The organism is Paenibacillus sp. J31P190 (assembly GCF_059692075.1).
In genome coordinates, this window is sequence record NZ_JCAUAS010000001.1 from 780,598 (window position 1) to 799,009 (window position 18,412).

The 18,412-nt window shown below is 40.8% G+C and carries 12 protein-coding genes and 1 pseudogene; all 13 read right to left on the reverse strand.

Annotation, left to right across the window (positions count from 1 at the left end; all coding sequences use genetic code 11):
• Positions 1–1,614, reverse strand: coding sequence for a sensor histidine kinase (locus AC58U0_RS03300; RefSeq protein WP_497377634.1), 1,614 nt, complete (start codon positions 1,612–1,614; stop codon positions 1–3).
• A 248-nt stretch (positions 1,615–1,862) separates the two neighbouring features.
• The gene (locus tag AC58U0_RS03305; RefSeq protein ID WP_497377635.1) at positions 1,863–3,395 is read right to left on the reverse strand and encodes an ABC transporter substrate-binding protein; all 1,533 of its coding nucleotides are present in this window, start codon (positions 3,393–3,395) and stop codon (positions 1,863–1,865) included.
• A gap of 112 nt (positions 3,396–3,507) precedes the next feature.
• Positions 3,508–5,748: a glycoside hydrolase family 2 protein gene (locus tag AC58U0_RS03310; protein ID WP_497377636.1), complete on the reverse strand. Its 2,241-nt coding sequence runs from the start codon at positions 5,746–5,748 to the stop codon at positions 3,508–3,510.
• A 19-nt stretch (positions 5,749–5,767) separates the two neighbouring features.
• Positions 5,768–8,233 carry a glycoside hydrolase family 3 N-terminal domain-containing protein gene (locus tag AC58U0_RS03315; protein WP_497377637.1) on the reverse strand — a complete coding sequence of 822 codons (2,466 nt, stop codon included), beginning with the start codon at positions 8,231–8,233 and terminating at the stop codon, positions 5,768–5,770.
• Between the two features lie 23 nt (positions 8,234–8,256).
• Positions 8,257–9,138 (reverse strand): carbohydrate ABC transporter permease, encoded by an 882-nt coding sequence (locus AC58U0_RS03320; RefSeq protein WP_497377638.1) that lies wholly within the window; start codon positions 9,136–9,138, stop codon positions 8,257–8,259.
• Positions 9,139–9,149: 11 nt separating this feature from the next.
• A complete protein-coding gene (locus AC58U0_RS03325) occupies positions 9,150–10,109 on the reverse strand; it encodes an ABC transporter permease (RefSeq protein WP_497377639.1) in 960 nt (319 codons plus the stop codon).
• Between the two features lie 300 nt (positions 10,110–10,409).
• A pseudogene (locus tag AC58U0_RS03330) lies at positions 10,410–10,537 on the reverse strand (alpha-L-rhamnosidase-related protein); the annotation flags it as partial.
• Between the two features lie 36 nt (positions 10,538–10,573).
• Complete coding sequence (locus AC58U0_RS03335) at positions 10,574–12,172, reverse strand: response regulator (RefSeq protein ID WP_497377640.1); 1,599 nt, start codon at positions 12,170–12,172, stop codon at positions 10,574–10,576.
• A gap of 21 nt (positions 12,173–12,193) precedes the next feature.
• Positions 12,194–13,900, reverse strand: coding sequence for a sensor histidine kinase (locus tag AC58U0_RS03340; RefSeq protein ID WP_497377641.1), 1,707 nt, complete (start codon positions 13,898–13,900; stop codon positions 12,194–12,196).
• A gap of 204 nt (positions 13,901–14,104) precedes the next feature.
• Positions 14,105–14,941: a carbohydrate ABC transporter permease gene (locus tag AC58U0_RS03345; RefSeq protein ID WP_497377642.1), complete on the reverse strand. Its 837-nt coding sequence runs from the start codon at positions 14,939–14,941 to the stop codon at positions 14,105–14,107.
• Entirely contained in the window at positions 14,931–15,836 is a 906-nt protein-coding gene (locus AC58U0_RS03350) for a carbohydrate ABC transporter permease (RefSeq protein ID WP_497377643.1), read from the reverse strand. The genes AC58U0_RS03345 and AC58U0_RS03350 overlap by 11 nt, the downstream gene beginning before the upstream one ends.
• An 84-nt stretch (positions 15,837–15,920) precedes the next feature.
• On the reverse strand, positions 15,921–17,213 hold the full coding sequence (locus AC58U0_RS03355; RefSeq protein ID WP_497377644.1) for an ABC transporter substrate-binding protein: 1,293 nt from the start codon (positions 17,211–17,213) through the stop codon (positions 15,921–15,923).
• A gap of 238 nt (positions 17,214–17,451) precedes the next feature.
• Entirely contained in the window at positions 17,452–18,375 is a 924-nt protein-coding gene (locus AC58U0_RS03360) for a nucleoside hydrolase (RefSeq protein WP_497377645.1), read from the reverse strand.
• Positions 18,376–18,412 lie beyond the last annotated feature (37 nt).

The following is an 18,412-nucleotide window of genomic DNA, read 5'->3' on the forward strand; positions in this document are numbered from 1 at the left end:
TTAGCATCGAATCGGCATTAATAATCGAATAATTGCACCATGCGGATTCCCATTTGAAAAATCAACAAATGCTTGCTCACCATACAATAACCGTAATCTTCGTTGAACATTCCATATTCCGATATGTTCGCCTTGTTCGTTCATAAGCGGTTGAGTGTCCTGTAGCTTCTTTAGAGTTTCCTCGTTGAATCCAGTTCCTGTATCCTCAATTATAAACTGTAAAAACGGATTCTGATCGCGTTCTATGATATCTCCCCGAATAAACAGTTCAATCGGTTTTAATGCAAGAGCATGCTTCACCGCATTTTCGACAAACGTTTGAATCATTAACGGTGGTATCTGCTCACCAAGCATATATTCCGGAACATCAATAAAAGTTTTCAAATGTCCAGGAAACCGAAGCTCTTGAATACGAAGGTAATTCTGGACATGATCCAATTCTTCCTTTACATGAACGGCAACCAGATTACTGCGAAACATAAATCGGAAATACCGAGTCAGGCACTGTGTCATTTCCTTGATAAGTTCATAGTCCTTAATTTTAGCCAAATGATAGATGATGTTTAAGGAATTCAGAAAAAAATGCGGGTTGATTTGAAGCTGAAGCCGCTGAAGCTCCTCTCGTTGTTTGTTTAATCTCTCTTCATAGACGTTGACCGTTAGCGTTTGAATCTGGCCCATCATACTATTAAAGGTCTGGATTACAATTTCAAACTCATCTGATGTTGGCCTTTCATCAATCCGTGCGTTCAAATTGCCTTGTTGTATACGTTTCATTGCCTGAAGCAGCCTATAAATAGGCACAAGTATGATTCTACGCAATGCATAAAGACCAATGGGTATGATCAATAAGGTGGCCAAGGGAGCTATGGATGCCAATTTCTTGAATGTTGGTAAATTCCCCAAAATTTGATCATCCGGTATAACGGCTACCAAGCTGAACTTTCCGTTTCGGGAGGGTTCCCCAACGATTAGATACTTTCTCTTCTGTCCTGATAATACAGTACCCTCACTAGTCTCAAAGCGGATCGATGGATCATTCTTTATTAATTCAAAATCTGTCATGGGCTCACCGCTAGCTGTCGCAAATAGGGACCCACCATTATTCCCAAAGTTTATAAAATGGAGTGGTATCATAAGCTCATTTGCCTTTTGCCATGCGCCGACATACAGATCACCAGATTTCAAAATATGAATAATATAATACTCCCCGTCGATTTTATGAACTTGCCAGGTATCCTTATAAAATTTGCTTACATCGGAAGTTGAATCAATAAGATGTGTAATATATTCCTGTATTCCCCTTAACTCCTCTACTGATATCTGTAGTCTAGACACAGGAAGAAAATCGCTATGCTTTGGGGAGTACATGTAAAAAGCATTGATGACAGGATATCGTGTAATCTCGCTTCCTAACTTGTTGTTAAGAAGAATTTTCGCCGTATAGTAATCTTCCTCATTCGAAGCTCTGTCAGCTGCAACCAGTTCTTTACTCGCTCCAACTAAGTCGTATAGATAGTTATCGACTCTTTCCAGAGAATCATCCACTTGTCTCATATAAAGTGTTGTCAAATTGCGATAAGAATCACTGACTTGCTCGCGTACAATTCCCATTGCATATTGGCTCCACATAATAAATATTGCAATTAAGGGCATGGTAAGACAAAGGACTCCGATTATTAATTTAACTTTTAGGGAATTAAATGAAGTAAACTTTATTTTGAGCAAACCTATCACATCCTTAAAGCTTTTAGCAGTTTATCTTCCATTTATAATAGTATATACAATTTATAGAAAAAACCACCCACTACCTCTAATCCTAGAGTGCGGGCGGTTATTCCTTTCAAAGTAACTAAAATAAACTATTTTTTGAACCAAGCGTCCAGCTGCTTTTGTTTTTCAGTAATATATTTATCAATTCCTGCGTCTTTAAGTTTATTCACGTATTCTTGTAGCTTGGATTCAGGGCTGATCGTTCCCGTTTCTAGCCCAGCTCTGTATTGACTGTTTACATTAGCTATTGCGGATTGTACATTGATAACTGGATCAACGTTAAATACAAAGCCAAGTGCCTTGGATTTTTGACTCTTACTAACGAATTCTTTATCACGCTCGTACCTCTTGAGATCGTCAGTCTTGAAGAGATAGGCGAGTCTGTAATTTCCCATGATGTAATCAGATGACCTCATTGTATAACCCACGGTAGTTTGAGTCTTACCTTCAGGAAAATCGACTTGAGCATCGTTTACTTTAACATAATGCTTGCCTTCAATTCCCCATACTAAAAGATTTTCAATGTCTTTATCCGAATACATTAAATTCAGGAGCATCATGGCACGTTCTGGATTCTCCGAATGATTGGCTATAGTCCAAGCTCCAGTCATTACAGTATTGGTAGTAGCAATTGGTGGAGCTACATCTACTCCGACCATATCATAACCTGATTTGGTCTTCAATGTAGATATCGTCGAGGGCTGACTTGGATTAAAGACACTGAATGCTGTCCCCGCTTTGATTTGATCAATAGGAATAATATTGGTTGTTGCAGCGTCCTTATTGATATAACCAGCCTTATACCAACTATTCACTCGCTTCAGGTTCTCCAGATACTGCGGACTTTCGACCTTGTTAATCACCTTCATTCCATTATCTTCAATAGGCAGTACTCCCGCTGTTTGATCTCCTAGATCATCATTATCAAATCTGGTAGCGACAGGTCCAACGTCCTTTGATACGGCTAAAGGGATCAACTTTGGTTCATTCTCTTTTATCTTTTTCAATACATTTTCAACATCATCATAAGTTTTAATTGAATCGACGTTTATCTGATACTTGTCAACGAGGTCTTTTCGCATATAGAATCCAGTACCTTTGGCATAAGCCCCAATAGATGGAACACCATATAACTTCCCATTAACTGTAGGTACCTTTACAAAGGGTTCGCTTACAGCATCAATAATTCCTTGTCCATACTTTTTCAGAAGATCATCTAGGGGATAATATTTCCCCGCAGCAGCACCAGTATTATAGAGGCCGCCGGTAGTAAACATAAATGCAAGATCCAATTTTTCGCGGCTGGAGAACATGACGTTCATCTGCTGTACGAAATTGCCGGCGTTGATTGGCAGTATTTTAACTGTAGTATTAATTTTCTTCTGCGTAATTTTGTTTATTTCATTTTGAATGTCAACCATTTCCTTAGGAATAGATCCAATCATTGGAATGGCCATTGTTAATTCGTAAGGAGTCAACGAGGAAGTACTTGCGGTAGCTTCAGTCGACTTATTTTCAATATCCGTCGTGTTTTTCGAATTACTGTTAGAGGAACATGCTGAAACTAAAAGTGACATGATGACTGGGACTAGCAGTAAGTTAATCTTCCCTTTACTTGTCATACCTTAACCCCCATATTTAGAAATTAGATTACAGCTTAATACTATACCTAGATGGTACATACCAAGTAGCACTATACCGATCTTATCATTAGCATTTTTCAGACTTTATGCTTTACAGGCGCTCAACAATTATACTGCTTACTTGCTTGATTCGATTTAAAGCTTTGTTAACTTCAACAACCATTGACTTAGGAATAGATCCACCTGCTTGTTTGATCAATGCTTCAACAGTCATACCATCCATTGCTCTAGTCATGGCTGCAGATGGTTTTACTTTTTTGGCAACATCTCCACGCTTGGATCTTGCATAATTTATCATATCGTCGATAATCTTCGCACCTTCAGGAGCATTTCGTATATCTGCCATGACATTCTTAATAGAATAATAACCTTCAGGGCAGTTCATATCTGGCTGATCAAACCAATTTATAACTTCTCTTCCTTCTAATTGATATGCCTTATTTGCTTCTGGCACTTTACAAATGGTAATCTCATCTGAACAATTACCTGCTTTTACCTCAATTTTATGCTTTTCCTGAAGTTTCAGTTTGAATATAAATACTTTATCTCCACTCTGCTTTTCTACAAGCTCTCCATTATGATAAAGTTCAACAGTGTCATAGTTTGAATATACCTTAACTTCAGTTTCTTCTTCATGACGCTCTACATAATTTCTTCCGCATACATGTACAAAGGGTACTTTACTCCAATTTGCCTTATAGAGATAGAACGCATCCTTCTTATACTTTCTATCAAAAGTAACAAGCCCCTTTTGATTTATTCCATTCTTGCCGCCCTCATCACGACCGTCTGCAGCAAAGTCAAACATATTCCAAACATGAGTTGACCAAAGATATGGACGTTTTTCAATCATTTTAATCAAATGCTCATGATAAACACACTGATATTGTTCGGTATAATCACCTTTCTCGGGCATTGCAGTTTGCAAATTAGGATTTGCATCTGCACCATACTCAGCTAAACCAATAATTGTATCTGGATATTTTTTATGGAAGTCATCGAAAAATTTATCATTATCCGTTACATCTCCTAGATACCACCCATAATAAAGATTGTAAGACATTAGATCGGGTAAGAATACCAAAGGTTCATCGATTTCAAGCATAAAGGCATGAGCCATTGACGTAGGTCTAGTATTGTCCAATTTATGTGCCAAATCATTTAATATCTTGTGGTTATCCATTAAATCATCTGTTACACCCGTAACGGATATCTCATTTGATAATCCCCAACAAATAATAGAAGGATGGTTATAATTCTGTAATATTAATTCAGTCAATTGACTAATCGTATTATCTCTACCATCTGGCATGTGTTCAGAAATATAAGGAATTTCGGCCCAAACTACCATTCCATATTCGTCACATAAGTCATAGAAGTACTGGTCATGCTGATAATGTGCTAGACGTATCGTATTTGCACCTATTTCCTTTATCAGTTCCATATCCTCTAGCATCATTTCTTTACTAATGGCGTTTCCAACACCTATTCTATCTTGGTGACGAGACACACCTCTGAGAGGATAAGGTCTGCCATTTAAGAAAAATCCTTCATCCTTATCAAAGGAAAATGTTCTACAACCAAAACGGCTTTTAAACTGATCAATAACCTTACCATTTTTGACAAGTTCAGCTGTTGCTTCATATAAGTATGGATCTTCCACCCCATCCCATAAATGAACTTCTGAAATTATCATACTACCTGAAGCAACGCCATCAATAACTGGTACTTCTATATTACCTACGCCATCGATTGTATAACGAACAGCATCAGCTTCCCCTGTAATATATGATTTTAAAGCTACAACTGCTTTATTTTCATCTATCTCGGAAGTTATTTGATGACCACTACCTCCAAAACAATCCATATCAAAATGACTATCAGATACAATTACCATGTAAACATCACGATATATCCCGCCGTAAAAGGTAAAATCAGCCATCTGAGGGTATACCCTATCATTAGGTCCATTATCAACAGAAACTACCAACTCATTATCATCTTTCAAGGCCTCAGTTATGTTTACTCTAAAGGTAGAGTAACCTCCGTCATGAGTGCATAGTTTATGATTATTCACCCAAACCTCTGCTGTAGAGTTTGCGCCTCTAAATTCTAGATATACCTGTTCGCAACTATCTAATTCTGGCCTCGAAAAAGTCTTACCATACCAGCAGGTACCCCTGTAATAATCATTACCTCCATCTTGTCCATCGATGGCATTCCATGTATGAGGAATATTAACCTTCTCACCTGGTGCTGTTAATACTTCCGCTGCTCCAACATTTTCTTTTACAAATTTCCAATCTTCATTTATTAGTATTGTTTTTCTCATCAAAACTCCTCCTAAATTTTCACGTAAACTTCACGTTAATTTTTGAACTGAATACCTTTCTATCGATAATCAGCTTTTCGCCAACAATCTCAAAGGTTCTTTGTAATCGAATATCTTGGGAAGAAGCACCTACGAACAACTCCATGTCTCCTGGCTCGACAACTTGTTGCATGTTCAAATCGTGGAAAGCAAGCTGTCGCATATCTACTTCGCAGTGCACTTCTTTGGTCTCACCAGCATTCAGCCCCACTCTAGTAAATGCGACCAACTGCTTCACTGGCCTTACGATGCTGCTCACTTTATCTCTGATATAGATCTGAACAACCTCATCACCCTTCACAGCCCCCGTGTTCCTAACCATAAAGTGAAAGCTCAGCACCCCATCCGATTGAACAATAGGATCTGCTTGCAAATCACTGTACGCAAACTGGGTGTAGCTTAACCCGTGCCCGAATGGATATAAAGGTTTATTTTTGTCTGCATCAATGTATTCGGACCAATCCTCAATCTCCACGAAGAAAGGAAGGCGACTATGGTACATGGGAATCTGACCTTTATCCTTTAGTACCGTCACAGGTAGTTTACCACTCGGGTTACATTTCCCGGTAAGAATGTTCACTATAGCCGTGGCCCCGGCTTGAGCAGGTAGCCCCGCATATAGAACCGCATGGCTTTTACCGTTTACTAGTGGCGCTGCTAAAGGCCTGCCGTCAACAATGATCGAAACCACAGGCTTACTCAGTTTAAAGATTTCTTCCATTAATTCGAGCTGTGGTTTCTCCAGATCAATGTTACAATTATCCTTATTTTCACCCTCGGTTGCTTCCGGATGTTTCATGCTCTCTTTCCCACCAAGAACAGCAATTACCAAATCCGCTTGGCTTACAGCTTGTTTGACCGCATCGATACCTCCAGGGATGGGCTTATTTAGATTACATCCCTTCACATAGATAACATTGTCACTGCCAAAATGTTCCTCAAGGAGTTCTTTTACGGACTTACATTGAGGATAGAATTTCTCTACAAACTCTTCTGTAGTCGAATACTCTTTGTTGGTTGATGAAATACTCTTTTTAAGAGATTCTATGATGAGTTCTTTTTGTTCCGGAGATGGCTTTTCATCAAAAACAATACCTCTTTTTGCTAATACATCTTTGTACTGTGTAATCATTGAATTGTAAGCGGTTTTTAGAAAATGATCGTCCTGAGACCGATCAAAATCTGCACTCGTAGTTATTGCTGAGCCTACTGAAGAGTACCCTCCAAAGAAATTCGTTTTGTTGTCTGCAGATGGTCCAATGAGTGCGATCTTAATGCTGTTTCGCAGCGGTAGGATGTTATCGGCATTTTTCACCATCACAATTGATTTCTCTGCAACTTCAAGAGAAAGCTCTAAATTCTCCGTGTTGCTAATTTCCTCTTCGAAATCTCCTACTTCGTAAGGGTTTTCAAATAAACCCAACTTAATTTTGGTTTCGAGAACCCTTCTTACCGAACGATCGATAATTTCCTCGTCTATCTCACCCGACTGTACGGCCTCGACCAGATACTTGTAGCATGTATTATTGGGTTGTTCTACGTCCATTCCCGCCTTCAAAGCCAGAACAGCAGCTTGTTTTAAATCATCGGCCATCCGGTACCTGATATGGGCATGGCTGACACTGCCATAGTCCGCAACAACTAACCCCACAAACCCCAGTTTTTCTCTCAAAACATCTGTAAGAAGCCATTTAGATGTAGAAATAGCCTGGTCATTTAGAATTCCATAACTATTCATCATTCCCATCGGTCTGGCCTCATGAATCGCGGCTTCAAAGGGAAAACAATAGGTATCTAGTAGTCGTCTCTCGGCGATCTGCAGTTCTCCTCCGTTTCTACCTCCTTCCGAATTGCCATACCCGACGAAATGCTTCGGTGCTGCCATTAATTCTTGATTGCCTTGTGCTCCTTGGATGTAGGCGACTCCCATTTGCGCGACTAAATATGGATCTTCTCCGTAAGTTTCCCCAACTCTTCCCCACCTAGGGTCCCTAGCTAAATCGAGCAGCGGAGAATGAACGGCCCGTATGCCATAAGCCATTAATTGTTTTTTTACGACTTCCCCAATCTTATAGGCATATTCCGGTTCCCACGTGGCAGCAACATTGATAGACTGAGGAAATGTGGTTGCCCCAGGGATTTGTGCCCCTGCAATACCTTCGTTATGAACAAGTGCAGGAATACCTAACCGGGTCTCTTCAATAAGGAATTTCTGTAGTTTTTTTAATGTTTCCCTGTCTTTTGAATTATTACCGGTCAAGGAACTATTTAAGTAACTTAATGTACCGATTCCATTTGCCAAGATTTCTTTGAAAGAATCCGTATTCTCAGCCCCACCAATGGTTACAGAACAATGTAGCTGTGCGACTTTTTCTTGTAAATTCATTCTTTGAATCAAATCTTCAACCCGGTTGGCAGTAGGTTGACTGCTATCCTTATAGAGCATATGACTTCCTCCAATACTAATCTCTACCCTTTAACGGCTCCAATCATAATCCCCTTGATGAAATACTTCTGAAAGAAAGGATACGCTACCAAGATAGGAAGTACCCCAATCACGGCAATTGCCATCTTGACAGAGTCCGTGGGCATCTCTTGGGTGTTCATAGCTGATGAACCAAGATTATTATTAATAAACTGTACATCTTGCATAATCCGGTTAAGCAGATTTTGAATACTGTAAAGATTTTGATCTGTGATATACAACATTCCTAGCGTCCAGTCATTCCAGTACATGATGCACTCAAACAATCCAATTGTGGCGAGGATCGGCACTGAAAGTGGAAGCACCACATTCCACAAAATCCGGAATTCTCCAGCTCCATCAATCTCACCGGACTCGATTAAAGCGGAGGGGATCGTCGTTTTGAAGAATGTTCGCATCATCATAATGTAAAAGCCATTGGTCAGCAGACCAGGCACGATTAAGGCCCAAATTGTATTCTTAATATGGAACAGCTGAGTGTAGACCAAGTATGACGGAACCATTCCTCCATGAAAAAGCATGGTGAAGAAAATAAGAAACATAATTAGATTACGGTGAGGAGTTACGCTTCTTGATAACGGATAAGCCGTGAGCGTCGTTATAGCTACTCCTGCGACGGTTCCAACGATCGTTACGAATATTGTAATTAGATAAGCCCGTCCGATATCTGCTCCCCTTTCTATCAGATATGTGTATGCATCCGTACTAAACTTGGATGGGATAAAGGAATAGCCATGTGTTATAATGGCATCTTGATCCGTCAAGGAGGCAGATATCAGCAGAACGAAGGGAATTATGCATAAGACGGCAAATAATATCATGACCGAGTAACTGAATATGGTTAAACCTCTGCTGTCATTTTTCACGGGTTCACCTCCTAGAACAATGCATTATCTTTGTTGTATAGTCTTACTGCATAATTCGCCAATAACACCAAAATGAAACCAACTAATGATTGGTATACCCCTGCTGCGGTGGACATTCCGATGTCGCCATTCCCCATCAGTCCACGAAATACATACGTGTCGATCGTAGCAGTTGTATTGAATAAAGCCCCTGAGTCCATCGGCACTTGATAGAACAATCCAAAATCGGAATAGAAAATCCGACCCACATTGAGCAGAGTAAGCATAGTGATGGTTGGCGTCAGAATCGGCAAAGTGATATGAAGAATTTGCCTCAGTCGGCTGGCTCCATCGAGACGTGCTGCTTCGTAATACTCCTCATCAATCCCTAGAAGTGCAGCAAAGTAGATGATGCTGCTATAACCGATGCTCTTCCAAAAATGAACCAAGCCTAGAATCACTGGCCAGTACTTCTCCTCACTGTACCAGGCAATGCCTTCTTCGATCCCAAACCAAGGTAATACCGTATTGTTCATAAACCCTGTTTGTTGACCTAGCAACGCATACACCAAATAACTGACGATAACCATGGAGATTAAATGAGGTAGAGTAATTATACTTTGGATGGCTTTCAACAGTTTCTGATGTCGGATTTCGTTTAGCAGGATCGCGGTAGCAAGGGACAACACCGTACCCACAACAATAAACAAAACGTTGTAGAGAATCGTATTTCTCGTAATTAAGAAAGCATCTGAGGTTTTGAACAGATATTCAAAATTTGCGAAGCCAACCCAATCACTGTTCCAAATTCCCTTGGTGAAATTAATTTTCTTAAATGCGATTGCGATTCCAGCCATGGGTAAATAATTGTTGAAGAATACATAGATTAATCCCGGTGTCATCATTGCGAGTAGCGGCCAATACTTTCGATAGATATTTTTCTTTTTCTTGCTCAATGCAACTGTTACGGCAGCCGCACTCAATTGTTCCATATGCAGGTTCCCTCCATGATCTTCAGTCAATTTGTGTTCTACAGATCTATCATAAACTAGATATTCTAAAAGTAAGTAGCACGCTGCCGACGTATTCATTAGCAATATAGCGACATCTTGGATATGTGGTTTGGTACTTACGAGTGCTCGTCGTACAACAAAAGCCGCCATTTATCATGGCGGCTTTCGACTTAGCTATATACGCTAGGATTCAATTCCTTCAGCAGTGCTTGAACCCTTTCTTCTGAAATGCCTCTTCCTTCTTCAGATAATTGCTGCGAAAGACAAGTTTTTAGTAAGTGCATCGGCAGTCCACCCTAGTCGCTCACTACGCTGCGGACAGTCGGGTGGTACATCGAGGTAGTTTCCTTGCTGGCCCATACGATATTCTTCTGCAGCTGGTTGACCAACGGATCAGAACACTCAAAGACTGGATCAGTAAAACCAAGCCCCTATCTTTAACGCTAGTTCTCCCCTAACTCAAATGCAATTCCCGAATTATTCTTTCTCAATAGAGCTGGTGGGTGTCCCTCCATTTTTTTGAAGACCTGGGTAAAATACGTGTAATCGGAAAATCCGACCTTTTCACTGATTTCATAGATAAGGTCATTCGTATTGAGAATGAGCTCTTTCGCCTTTGCTATCCTTAAGTGGGTGACATATTCCTTGAAGGAGATTCCAAATTCGCGCTTGAACAAATGGCTGAAATAGTTTGGTGTTTTACCCACATGCTGCGAGAGCATCTCTACCGTAAGTTGGCGCATAAAGTTTTTGCGGATAAACTCGTCCGCACGGATCATCACCGGACTGAGATCTTTGGAGAAGTGCGTGCCTGTCTCCTCGAAAACAGAGACAACGATTTCCCTGAATTCTTCGATCGATAGGTAATCCGCATTTCCTTCAATGAAATCAATTTTGCTTTGAATCTGTTCGCTCCGATCAGCAAGAACGTTTCTATTCGTGACCGTAAAAAAGTGGAGCAAATTTCGCAAATAGGCGGCCACACTTTTTCTGCTATATTCACGTCCTTTCTTCATATGCTCAAATTCGTTATTCACCATCGTCGTAGCGGAAGCAATGTCCCCGCGGGACAATTGCAAGATAAATTCTGCGTTTTCCAGCAAACCGACAATTGTTTTATCGCTTAATTCAGTAGTTTTATTATAGACTTGGATCGAGCCACTGCCCTCGTATAACCTCATAGACAACGCCTGGTTAGCTTCCTGATACAGCTTTACGAATTCCGAAACATTACCCGGGCTGCTGATTCCGGCCGAAAACGACATTTGACATAGGGACCTCGTCTCGCGATTCCAAGACCGCAATCGATTCACCAATTCATTCGCATATTGGCGATAGAATAAGTAGGACTTTGTTTCTAGCGTCACTAAGAAAACCATTTTCCCTTCTTTTGACCTTAAACTAATCCCACGCGAAGCTAAATCACTAGATGCAAAAAGACTGTAAATAGTATCCGCGGCGATCTTCGTTTGATCCAAATGCTTTTTCCAGTCACCATCAAGGATTGCTGTTATACAGATGAGTGATTGCGTTACATCGAAACCATAGTACTGCTGCAAGCCTTCCAGAATGATCAAACGGTCCGTAATGCTGCCATTTAGAAGTTCTTCTCCAAAATTGCTCTTAAAGGACTCGAGATATTTTTGAAACTCTTGCTCCGAGACCCGTTCCCGAATAATGTCATCCTTAACCTTTTGGATCAAAGCAATTAAACTTCGTGCACGAATGGGCTTCATTTCATAATCTACGGCATCCAGTTGAATCGCCTTCTTAAGATACTCGAAATCGTTATATCCGCTTAAGATGATGACCCTCGTTCTAGGATTGATCTCCTTTATTTTCTCCAAAAGTTCCAATCCGTCTATTCCGGGCATTCTCACATCCGTGATCACGATCTCCGGCTGTAGTTCGGTAAATCGTTGAAATGCCTCAAGGCCATTGGAAGCTGTAATGACCTGCTTGATGTCCAAAGCGGACCAATCGATCCCTTGCTCAATGCCCGATCTGATCTGTTCATCATCGTCTGCGATTAACAGTTTCATTCCTACTCACCCGCCTTTCCATTAAACGATAAGGGGAATGAGCACCTCAACTTTCGTACCAACCCCGACCTTGCTTGTAAAATAGAGACCAAAAGGTTCTCCATAACTAGTTTTAATTCTGTCATCGATATTTTTTAAGGCAAATACGTGTTTCGCTTCTTCGATACTGCTCATCATTTTATGGATTTTGGTTTCATCGGTCCCCATACCGTTATCCGTTACCATTAACCGAATCCCATGGTCCGCTCTGGTTATTTTGACTTCAATAATGCCTCCCTCGACGACCTGTTCCAACCCATGAAAGATCGCATTTTCAACCAAAGGCTGCAGAACTAATTTAGGCATCTTATAGTTCATAAGGTACGGTGCGGCATCGATATGAAGTTTAATACGTTCTCCATACTTCCGTTTTTGAATAAACATATAATTTTCCAAAAAATCAACCTCTTGCCCGATTGTGACAAAAGGCTCTCCCTTATTCAGAACGTGCCTGAATATTTCTGCAAGAGCTTCAATTTGCTCGCTGACATCGTAATTTTTCTGTTTAATCGCGAGCCAATGAATCGAATCTAAGGTATTATATAAAAAATGAGGGTTAATTTGCGATTCCAGCGCCTTGATTTCGGCTTCTCTTTGCTTAATTTTGGTCAAATAAACGTCGTTGATCGTTTCTTTCAGCTGCTCTACCATTCGCAAAAATCCGTTGCTGATTTCACCGATTTCATCTTTGGAATCGATCCTCAGAGCAATGTTGAAATTGCCGGTCTTAAGCTTCATCATTTCTTTACGCAATTGCAGTAAGGGCCGAAGCATGTATTTGTGCAGAATGAATGAGAATAATATACCAAAAATGATGCATAGCAGAATAACAATCAGCAAAACTGTATTTATTGTTGATTTTAACAATGTAAATGACTTTTCCGGGATGATCTGAACCAGCGTCCAGTTGGTTTCCTCGATCGTATAAAAGAGCACAATATGTCTCGCATTTTCAATATCGGTGGTAAAATAACCATTTTTAATTGGAAGGTTTTTTTGAACATAATCGATGTCAATCTTGTCCCCAATCTTGTTTCTTTCCGTTGAAGATAAGATGAAGCCGTTAGAATCCAAAAGATAAATTTGAGATCCCTCATAAGAATTGATGTTTTTGTAATATTCATAGAGAATTTCTTCGTTAATATCAAGTCTTTCTACAGCAACCATTCTTCCCAATTTCCCAAAATCCATAATTCCCCTATAATAGGTGATATCTCCAGGACCAGTTAACCAAATGCCCCTTCCTTGCTCCTGCAACGCAAGCTCCATCGCAGACTGATCCAAATCCGGAGCCAGAATTCCTTTTTGATAAATAACTTCCTTGCCTGAGTACAGGTATATCGAACGATAATATTTTTTGGATCCTACTACATCATCCAACCAAGAGTTCACATTCCAATATATTTTGTCATAGTCCAACTCTTTGTTGTATTCGCCTTTGGCAAACTCTTGAACGAGCTCATTGGATAAGATACGGGTCGAAATATCGTTAGTATCCGTGAACAAAGATTCAAAATTTTGTCTCGTTTGCTTTAGCGTTTGGAGAGCAATTTCACTTGATTTATTTAGTGTTAAAGCAGCAAATTGGCTGTTTAAATAAAACCCCATGACGATTAAGGGAACGATAATCAAAACCGCTATGCATAAATATAATTTAATGATTAAAGGTAAGTCCTTAAACTTCAACATTTCTTGACCACACCCCAGGTGTCCATTTATGTGAATAGAAGAATAGAACGGCATCATTCAGATGAAGCCGCTCTGCTTGTATCTATTTTACCCTTTAATTACGCCGGATAATAAGAGCCAATCGCTCCGTGGCTTGAACGGCGTCTACAGAAGGGTAGTCAGCTCAAGCGGGAGTCATTCGACCGATACCTTTCCCTGGCCAGATTATCCTTTTACCGCACCGGCAGTTAACCCTTGAACGAAATACTTTTGCAAAAAGATGAAAAGTAAGATAAGAGGGAGTAGAACCATACACATGCCCGCTGTCATTAAGGGCCAGTTCGTCGTGTATTGTCCTTGAAAATTTAGGAGGCCAACAGAGATCGGGATCCCTGTATCTGTCGTCAATGTGGCAACTTTCGCCCACATCAATTCCCCCCATGCGAATCCGAAATTAAATACGGTACATGTAGCGACGGCTGCCCCCGAAAGCGGAAAGACGATCCTGAACATCGTGCTGAGCTCACTGCAGCCGTCGATTCTAGCCGACTCCAGTAATTCACTCGGAATGGAAAGGAAAAAATTGCGAAGAATAACAATAGTCCCTGGTAGAAGCCAGCCTACATATACGAAAATAATAGGAAAATAGACAACTTGTAACAACTTCAACTTTGACATCATCATGTAAAGTGGAATAATCATGGACTCGGCAGGTAATATCATCAAGATGAATAAAATGCCAACGATGGCCCCTGCGAAAGGAACCTGCAATCTTGCCAGCGAATACGCCGCGAATATCGCAAAAACTGTTGTGACTAAAAGAGTCACAGTCACAATCACAATGCTGTTAAATAAATTATCACCTAAACGCCCAACCTTAAATGCTTCTATATAATTTTCAAAATGAAATCGACTCGGAAACGACCATAAATTTGAATAAAACTCCTCGGTTGTCTTTAATGAGGTGAAAACCGCGAAGAGAACCGGGTATATGTTTACTGCGGCAAATACAATCAGGATCAGACGTATGATTAAGGTTGAATTCCATCTATTAATACTCATAAACATCCCCTCTTGCGATTTTACGCGAAATGTAAATAATGACGGCAACAAGGATGGTAAACAAGACTCCGATCCCTGCTGCACTTCCAAAATCATTGTAAAAGAATCCTGTATCCAGCATCTGGATTGGAACGATTTTCGAGTAATCGCCAGGGCCACCCTTAGTCATGGTATAGACGATATCATAGGCTTTAAATGAACCAATGAGCACTAACATCGAGACCAAACTGATGGTTGGCATAATAAGCGGTAAGATAATGATACGGATTTGGCGGAAGTAGCTTGCCCCTTCAAGCCGGGCAGCTTCAAACATGGAAGTCGGAATCCCAAGAATGGCCGTATAGATCAGCATCATCACGCCTCCGCAACCTTTCCAGCCGTTTACAACAGATATGGTCCACAGTACAAGCCCAGGTTCGGAAAGCCAGGCACGCTCAAGACTATGCATACCGATCAACCGGAAAAACTGATTGATAAGTCCCTGATCGGGACTTAGGATAAAGGCAAACAAAAGTCCGATGACGATAAAAGGCATCATATTTGGAGCAAAAAAGATCAGCCGTAAAATTGATCCCTCCTTGTTGCCGGTCCTATATACCAATAATGCCAGCAACAGCCCTAAAAAAAGAGCTATCAGGGAAGATGCAATCGCAATCATAATGGAATATTTGAACCCTTTAAGGGTCGTGGAATCCTGAAATAGATGAATATAATTATCCAGACCGACCATTTGCATGCTTGATAGTGGACTCCATTTTGCAAAAGATAAAACAAAATTCCACCCAATCGGGACGATCATCGTAAATGTGATAAAAAAAGCGGCCGGAATTAGTATCGCAATTCCCAACATTCGCGTCTTAGCATGCAAGGACTGACCTTTCGCTAGTCGTGACACCTTATGTCCTCCTTTTGCTTGGAACAATCACGGGCATAAGACAAGTCTCTTATGCCCATGATCGTAATTATTCAATTTTACTTGTTATTTTTGCTGCTGAATGGCTTCCAATCTCAGTTTTTCGAGATCTTCCAGCGTTTTCTTTTGGTCGAAAATGTAGTTGGCCGGCATTTTAGTCGTGAGGTATTCGCCAATTTTCGGAGAAAGAGCATTGATTTCTTTCTCGGTATAGAGATTACCGGCATCCTTTGCAAATAGTGCAACATTAGGATCGGCTATTTTTACACCTTTGACAGAGACCGGTGCACCGCTATCAACCCTGTATTGAGCAACTTCCGGACTCGTCAAATATTTCATGATCTCGATCGATGCTTCCGGATGTTTCACGTTAGCCGGAATCATGTATCCGTTGGCATCACCCGGCACTTTTGTACGTGAGCCCATATGCGGCCAGCTTAAAACCTGTACATTCTTCAGTCCGGAATCCTTGAGCGCTTTACCTGCTTGATAATTGATGTAAGCCATAATCGCGATCTTCTCGGACTTGAACGCAGTTAAAACTTGGTCCTGGGTAACGGTAAGCGCACCTTTGCCAGGATACGCATATTCCTTATCGTAAATCGCCTTTGTTTCATCAAAAGCTTTCACAACCAATGGATCGGTAAAAGGAATTTGACCTTTAGTAAACTGCTGCAATTTGGCATCATCCGGCCAAACCGAGAAAAGCAGTCCTCTGTGCATCCAATCCACCCAACTACTCCCAAAAGGTGTAATCCCCAGTTTTTCTTTAACAGTAGCCATCGCATTCTTGAATTCATCCCATGTCGGTTGGTCCGATAAGGTTACGCCGGCTTTATCCAGAAGGTCTTTATTCGCCAACATCATGAAATATACAGGGGTGATCGGGAGCGCGTATGTCTTACCGTTGTAGATTCCCTTATCCAAGGTGCCATCTATGAATGAATTCTTCCATTCGCCGCCATTGGCATTCAAATAAGGCGTAAGATCCAGCGCCATATTGGCATTCACGAAGGTATCCATGCCGCCGGTCCAATAGAATGCGAGATCAATCGGTTCGCCTGAAGCGATCGTTGTTTTAATTGTCTTTTCAGGGTCAGCGACGGGTTTAAAGGTGATGTCATATTTATCGGCGAAATGCTTGGCCACCAAATCTTCTTCCTTTTTCCCGATCTCATCTCCCGGCCAGGCGATCATCAGCGTGAGCTTCGTCTTCTTGCCTGCAGAGGCGCTATTTCCTTCTTTGGAAGCCCCGGTTGATGTTGAGGAACTGTTCGTTTGACTGCCGCAAGCGCTTACCAATAGTGCTAAACATACTGTAAGGCTCAGAACAATGCTTGATTTCTTAGCAAATGCCATGTTAGACCCTCCCGCTACTTTTTATTTTGAATGCGCGCGCTTTCTAATCCTTATTATAAAAGTATAGGAGTCAAGCATGTATTAAGAAAATCTACAATAACTTTAGTTTTTCTTTGATCCGGATGGAAACTTCCTTTGTTATTGTCTCCTAATTTTGCTCATACTTAACCTAGCTCCCCAACATAAAAAGGGCAGACTAAAACGTCTCTCCCTACTCATTCAGCTCCATTTATTTCACTCACCGTATTTTTTGTTTTTCAATAAACATCGCCAGTTTAACATAAAAATCTTCCAGGATAAATCTGCTGTTAACATCTTTATAAACACGAATCGGTCGGTTATTTCGTTCGTGTATATACCTCATATCCTGTGTGAACTCCGGCGCCGGTAACCAATCATAATGGTATTCATGGTCACAAAGCAACAGTCCTACAGTAGGAGAATCACCCAAGCACCAGCATTCGCCTGTTCGAATTGTGGTATTGATTGCGGCCTCAGTATGTCCAAATTCGACAAGCTGTTCAAAAAGATATTCCCCCAATTCACCATGCGGCTTGACACGGTACTCCAACTCGGCCATCGAAACCATGACACGCTGATAAACATTTTTGGGTACCTGCCACAATGGGACCTTGGACTTAAATACGACGTTTGCCGCATGAATATCGTTCCACAAGTTATATTCTGTTTCACCATTTGGATATGCACCTCCGCCGATCCAGATCACAGTTAATCTATCAGCGATTTGAGGCTCTATTAATAGTGCGGAAGCCATATCTGTAAGAGGTCCTAAAAAAGTAACAAACAAAGGCCTCGGATCTTCGGACATCGCTTCTTTTATGATAAGCTCTGCTCCTGCAGAGGGAACTGGTGTCAATTCATCCGAAAGCGCCTGGGGAGCACCTTTGAATACCAAATTATCATTTTTTATTTTCATGAGTTCCAGAATCTTAATGATTTCATCATAACTGTCATTCATGCTGGTTTGGGATCTCCATTGCCCAAAATGAGCCGCGATAATCCCTTTGTTATCGAATTTTGGACTTAGCAGAGCATGAACTATCGCATATTGATCGTCCGCTTCGTTTTTTGCATCTGTATCCATAATTACTCGAATCATTTTTTGGCTGGGTACAGTGTAACTATACTTATCGTAGATCATAGATTAATCCTCCTAAGGCTACCCTTCCAGATTCCAA

Bases quoted from the DNA above. Each gene is read 5' to 3' on its own strand.
- AC58U0_RS03360 (WP_497377645.1), bottom strand. From the start codon at position 18,375: ATGATCTACGATAAGTATAGTTACACTGTACCCAGCCAAAAAATGATT.
- AC58U0_RS03300 (WP_497377634.1), bottom strand. From the start codon at position 1,614: ATGGGAATTGTACGCGAGCAAGTCAGTGATTCTTATCGCAATTTGACA.
- AC58U0_RS03305 (WP_497377635.1), bottom strand. From the start codon at position 3,395: ATGACAAGTAAAGGGAAGATTAACTTACTGCTAGTCCCAGTCATCATG.
- AC58U0_RS03315 (WP_497377637.1), bottom strand. From the start codon at position 8,233: ATGCTCTATAAGGATAGCAGTCAACCTACTGCCAACCGGGTTGAAGAT.
- AC58U0_RS03310 (WP_497377636.1), bottom strand. From the start codon at position 5,748: ATGAGAAAAACAATACTAATAAATGAAGATTGGAAATTTGTAAAAGAA.
- AC58U0_RS03325 (WP_497377639.1), bottom strand. From the start codon at position 10,109: ATGGAACAATTGAGTGCGGCTGCCGTAACAGTTGCATTGAGCAAGAAA.
- AC58U0_RS03355 (WP_497377644.1), bottom strand. From the start codon at position 17,213: ATGGCATTTGCTAAGAAATCAAGCATTGTTCTGAGCCTTACAGTATGT.
- AC58U0_RS03340 (WP_497377641.1), bottom strand. From the start codon at position 13,900: ATGTTGAAGTTTAAGGACTTACCTTTAATCATTAAATTATATTTATGC.
- AC58U0_RS03345 (WP_497377642.1), bottom strand. From the start codon at position 14,941: ATGAGTATTAATAGATGGAATTCAACCTTAATCATACGTCTGATCCTG.
- AC58U0_RS03335 (WP_497377640.1), bottom strand. From the start codon at position 12,172: ATGAAACTGTTAATCGCAGACGATGATGAACAGATCAGATCGGGCATT.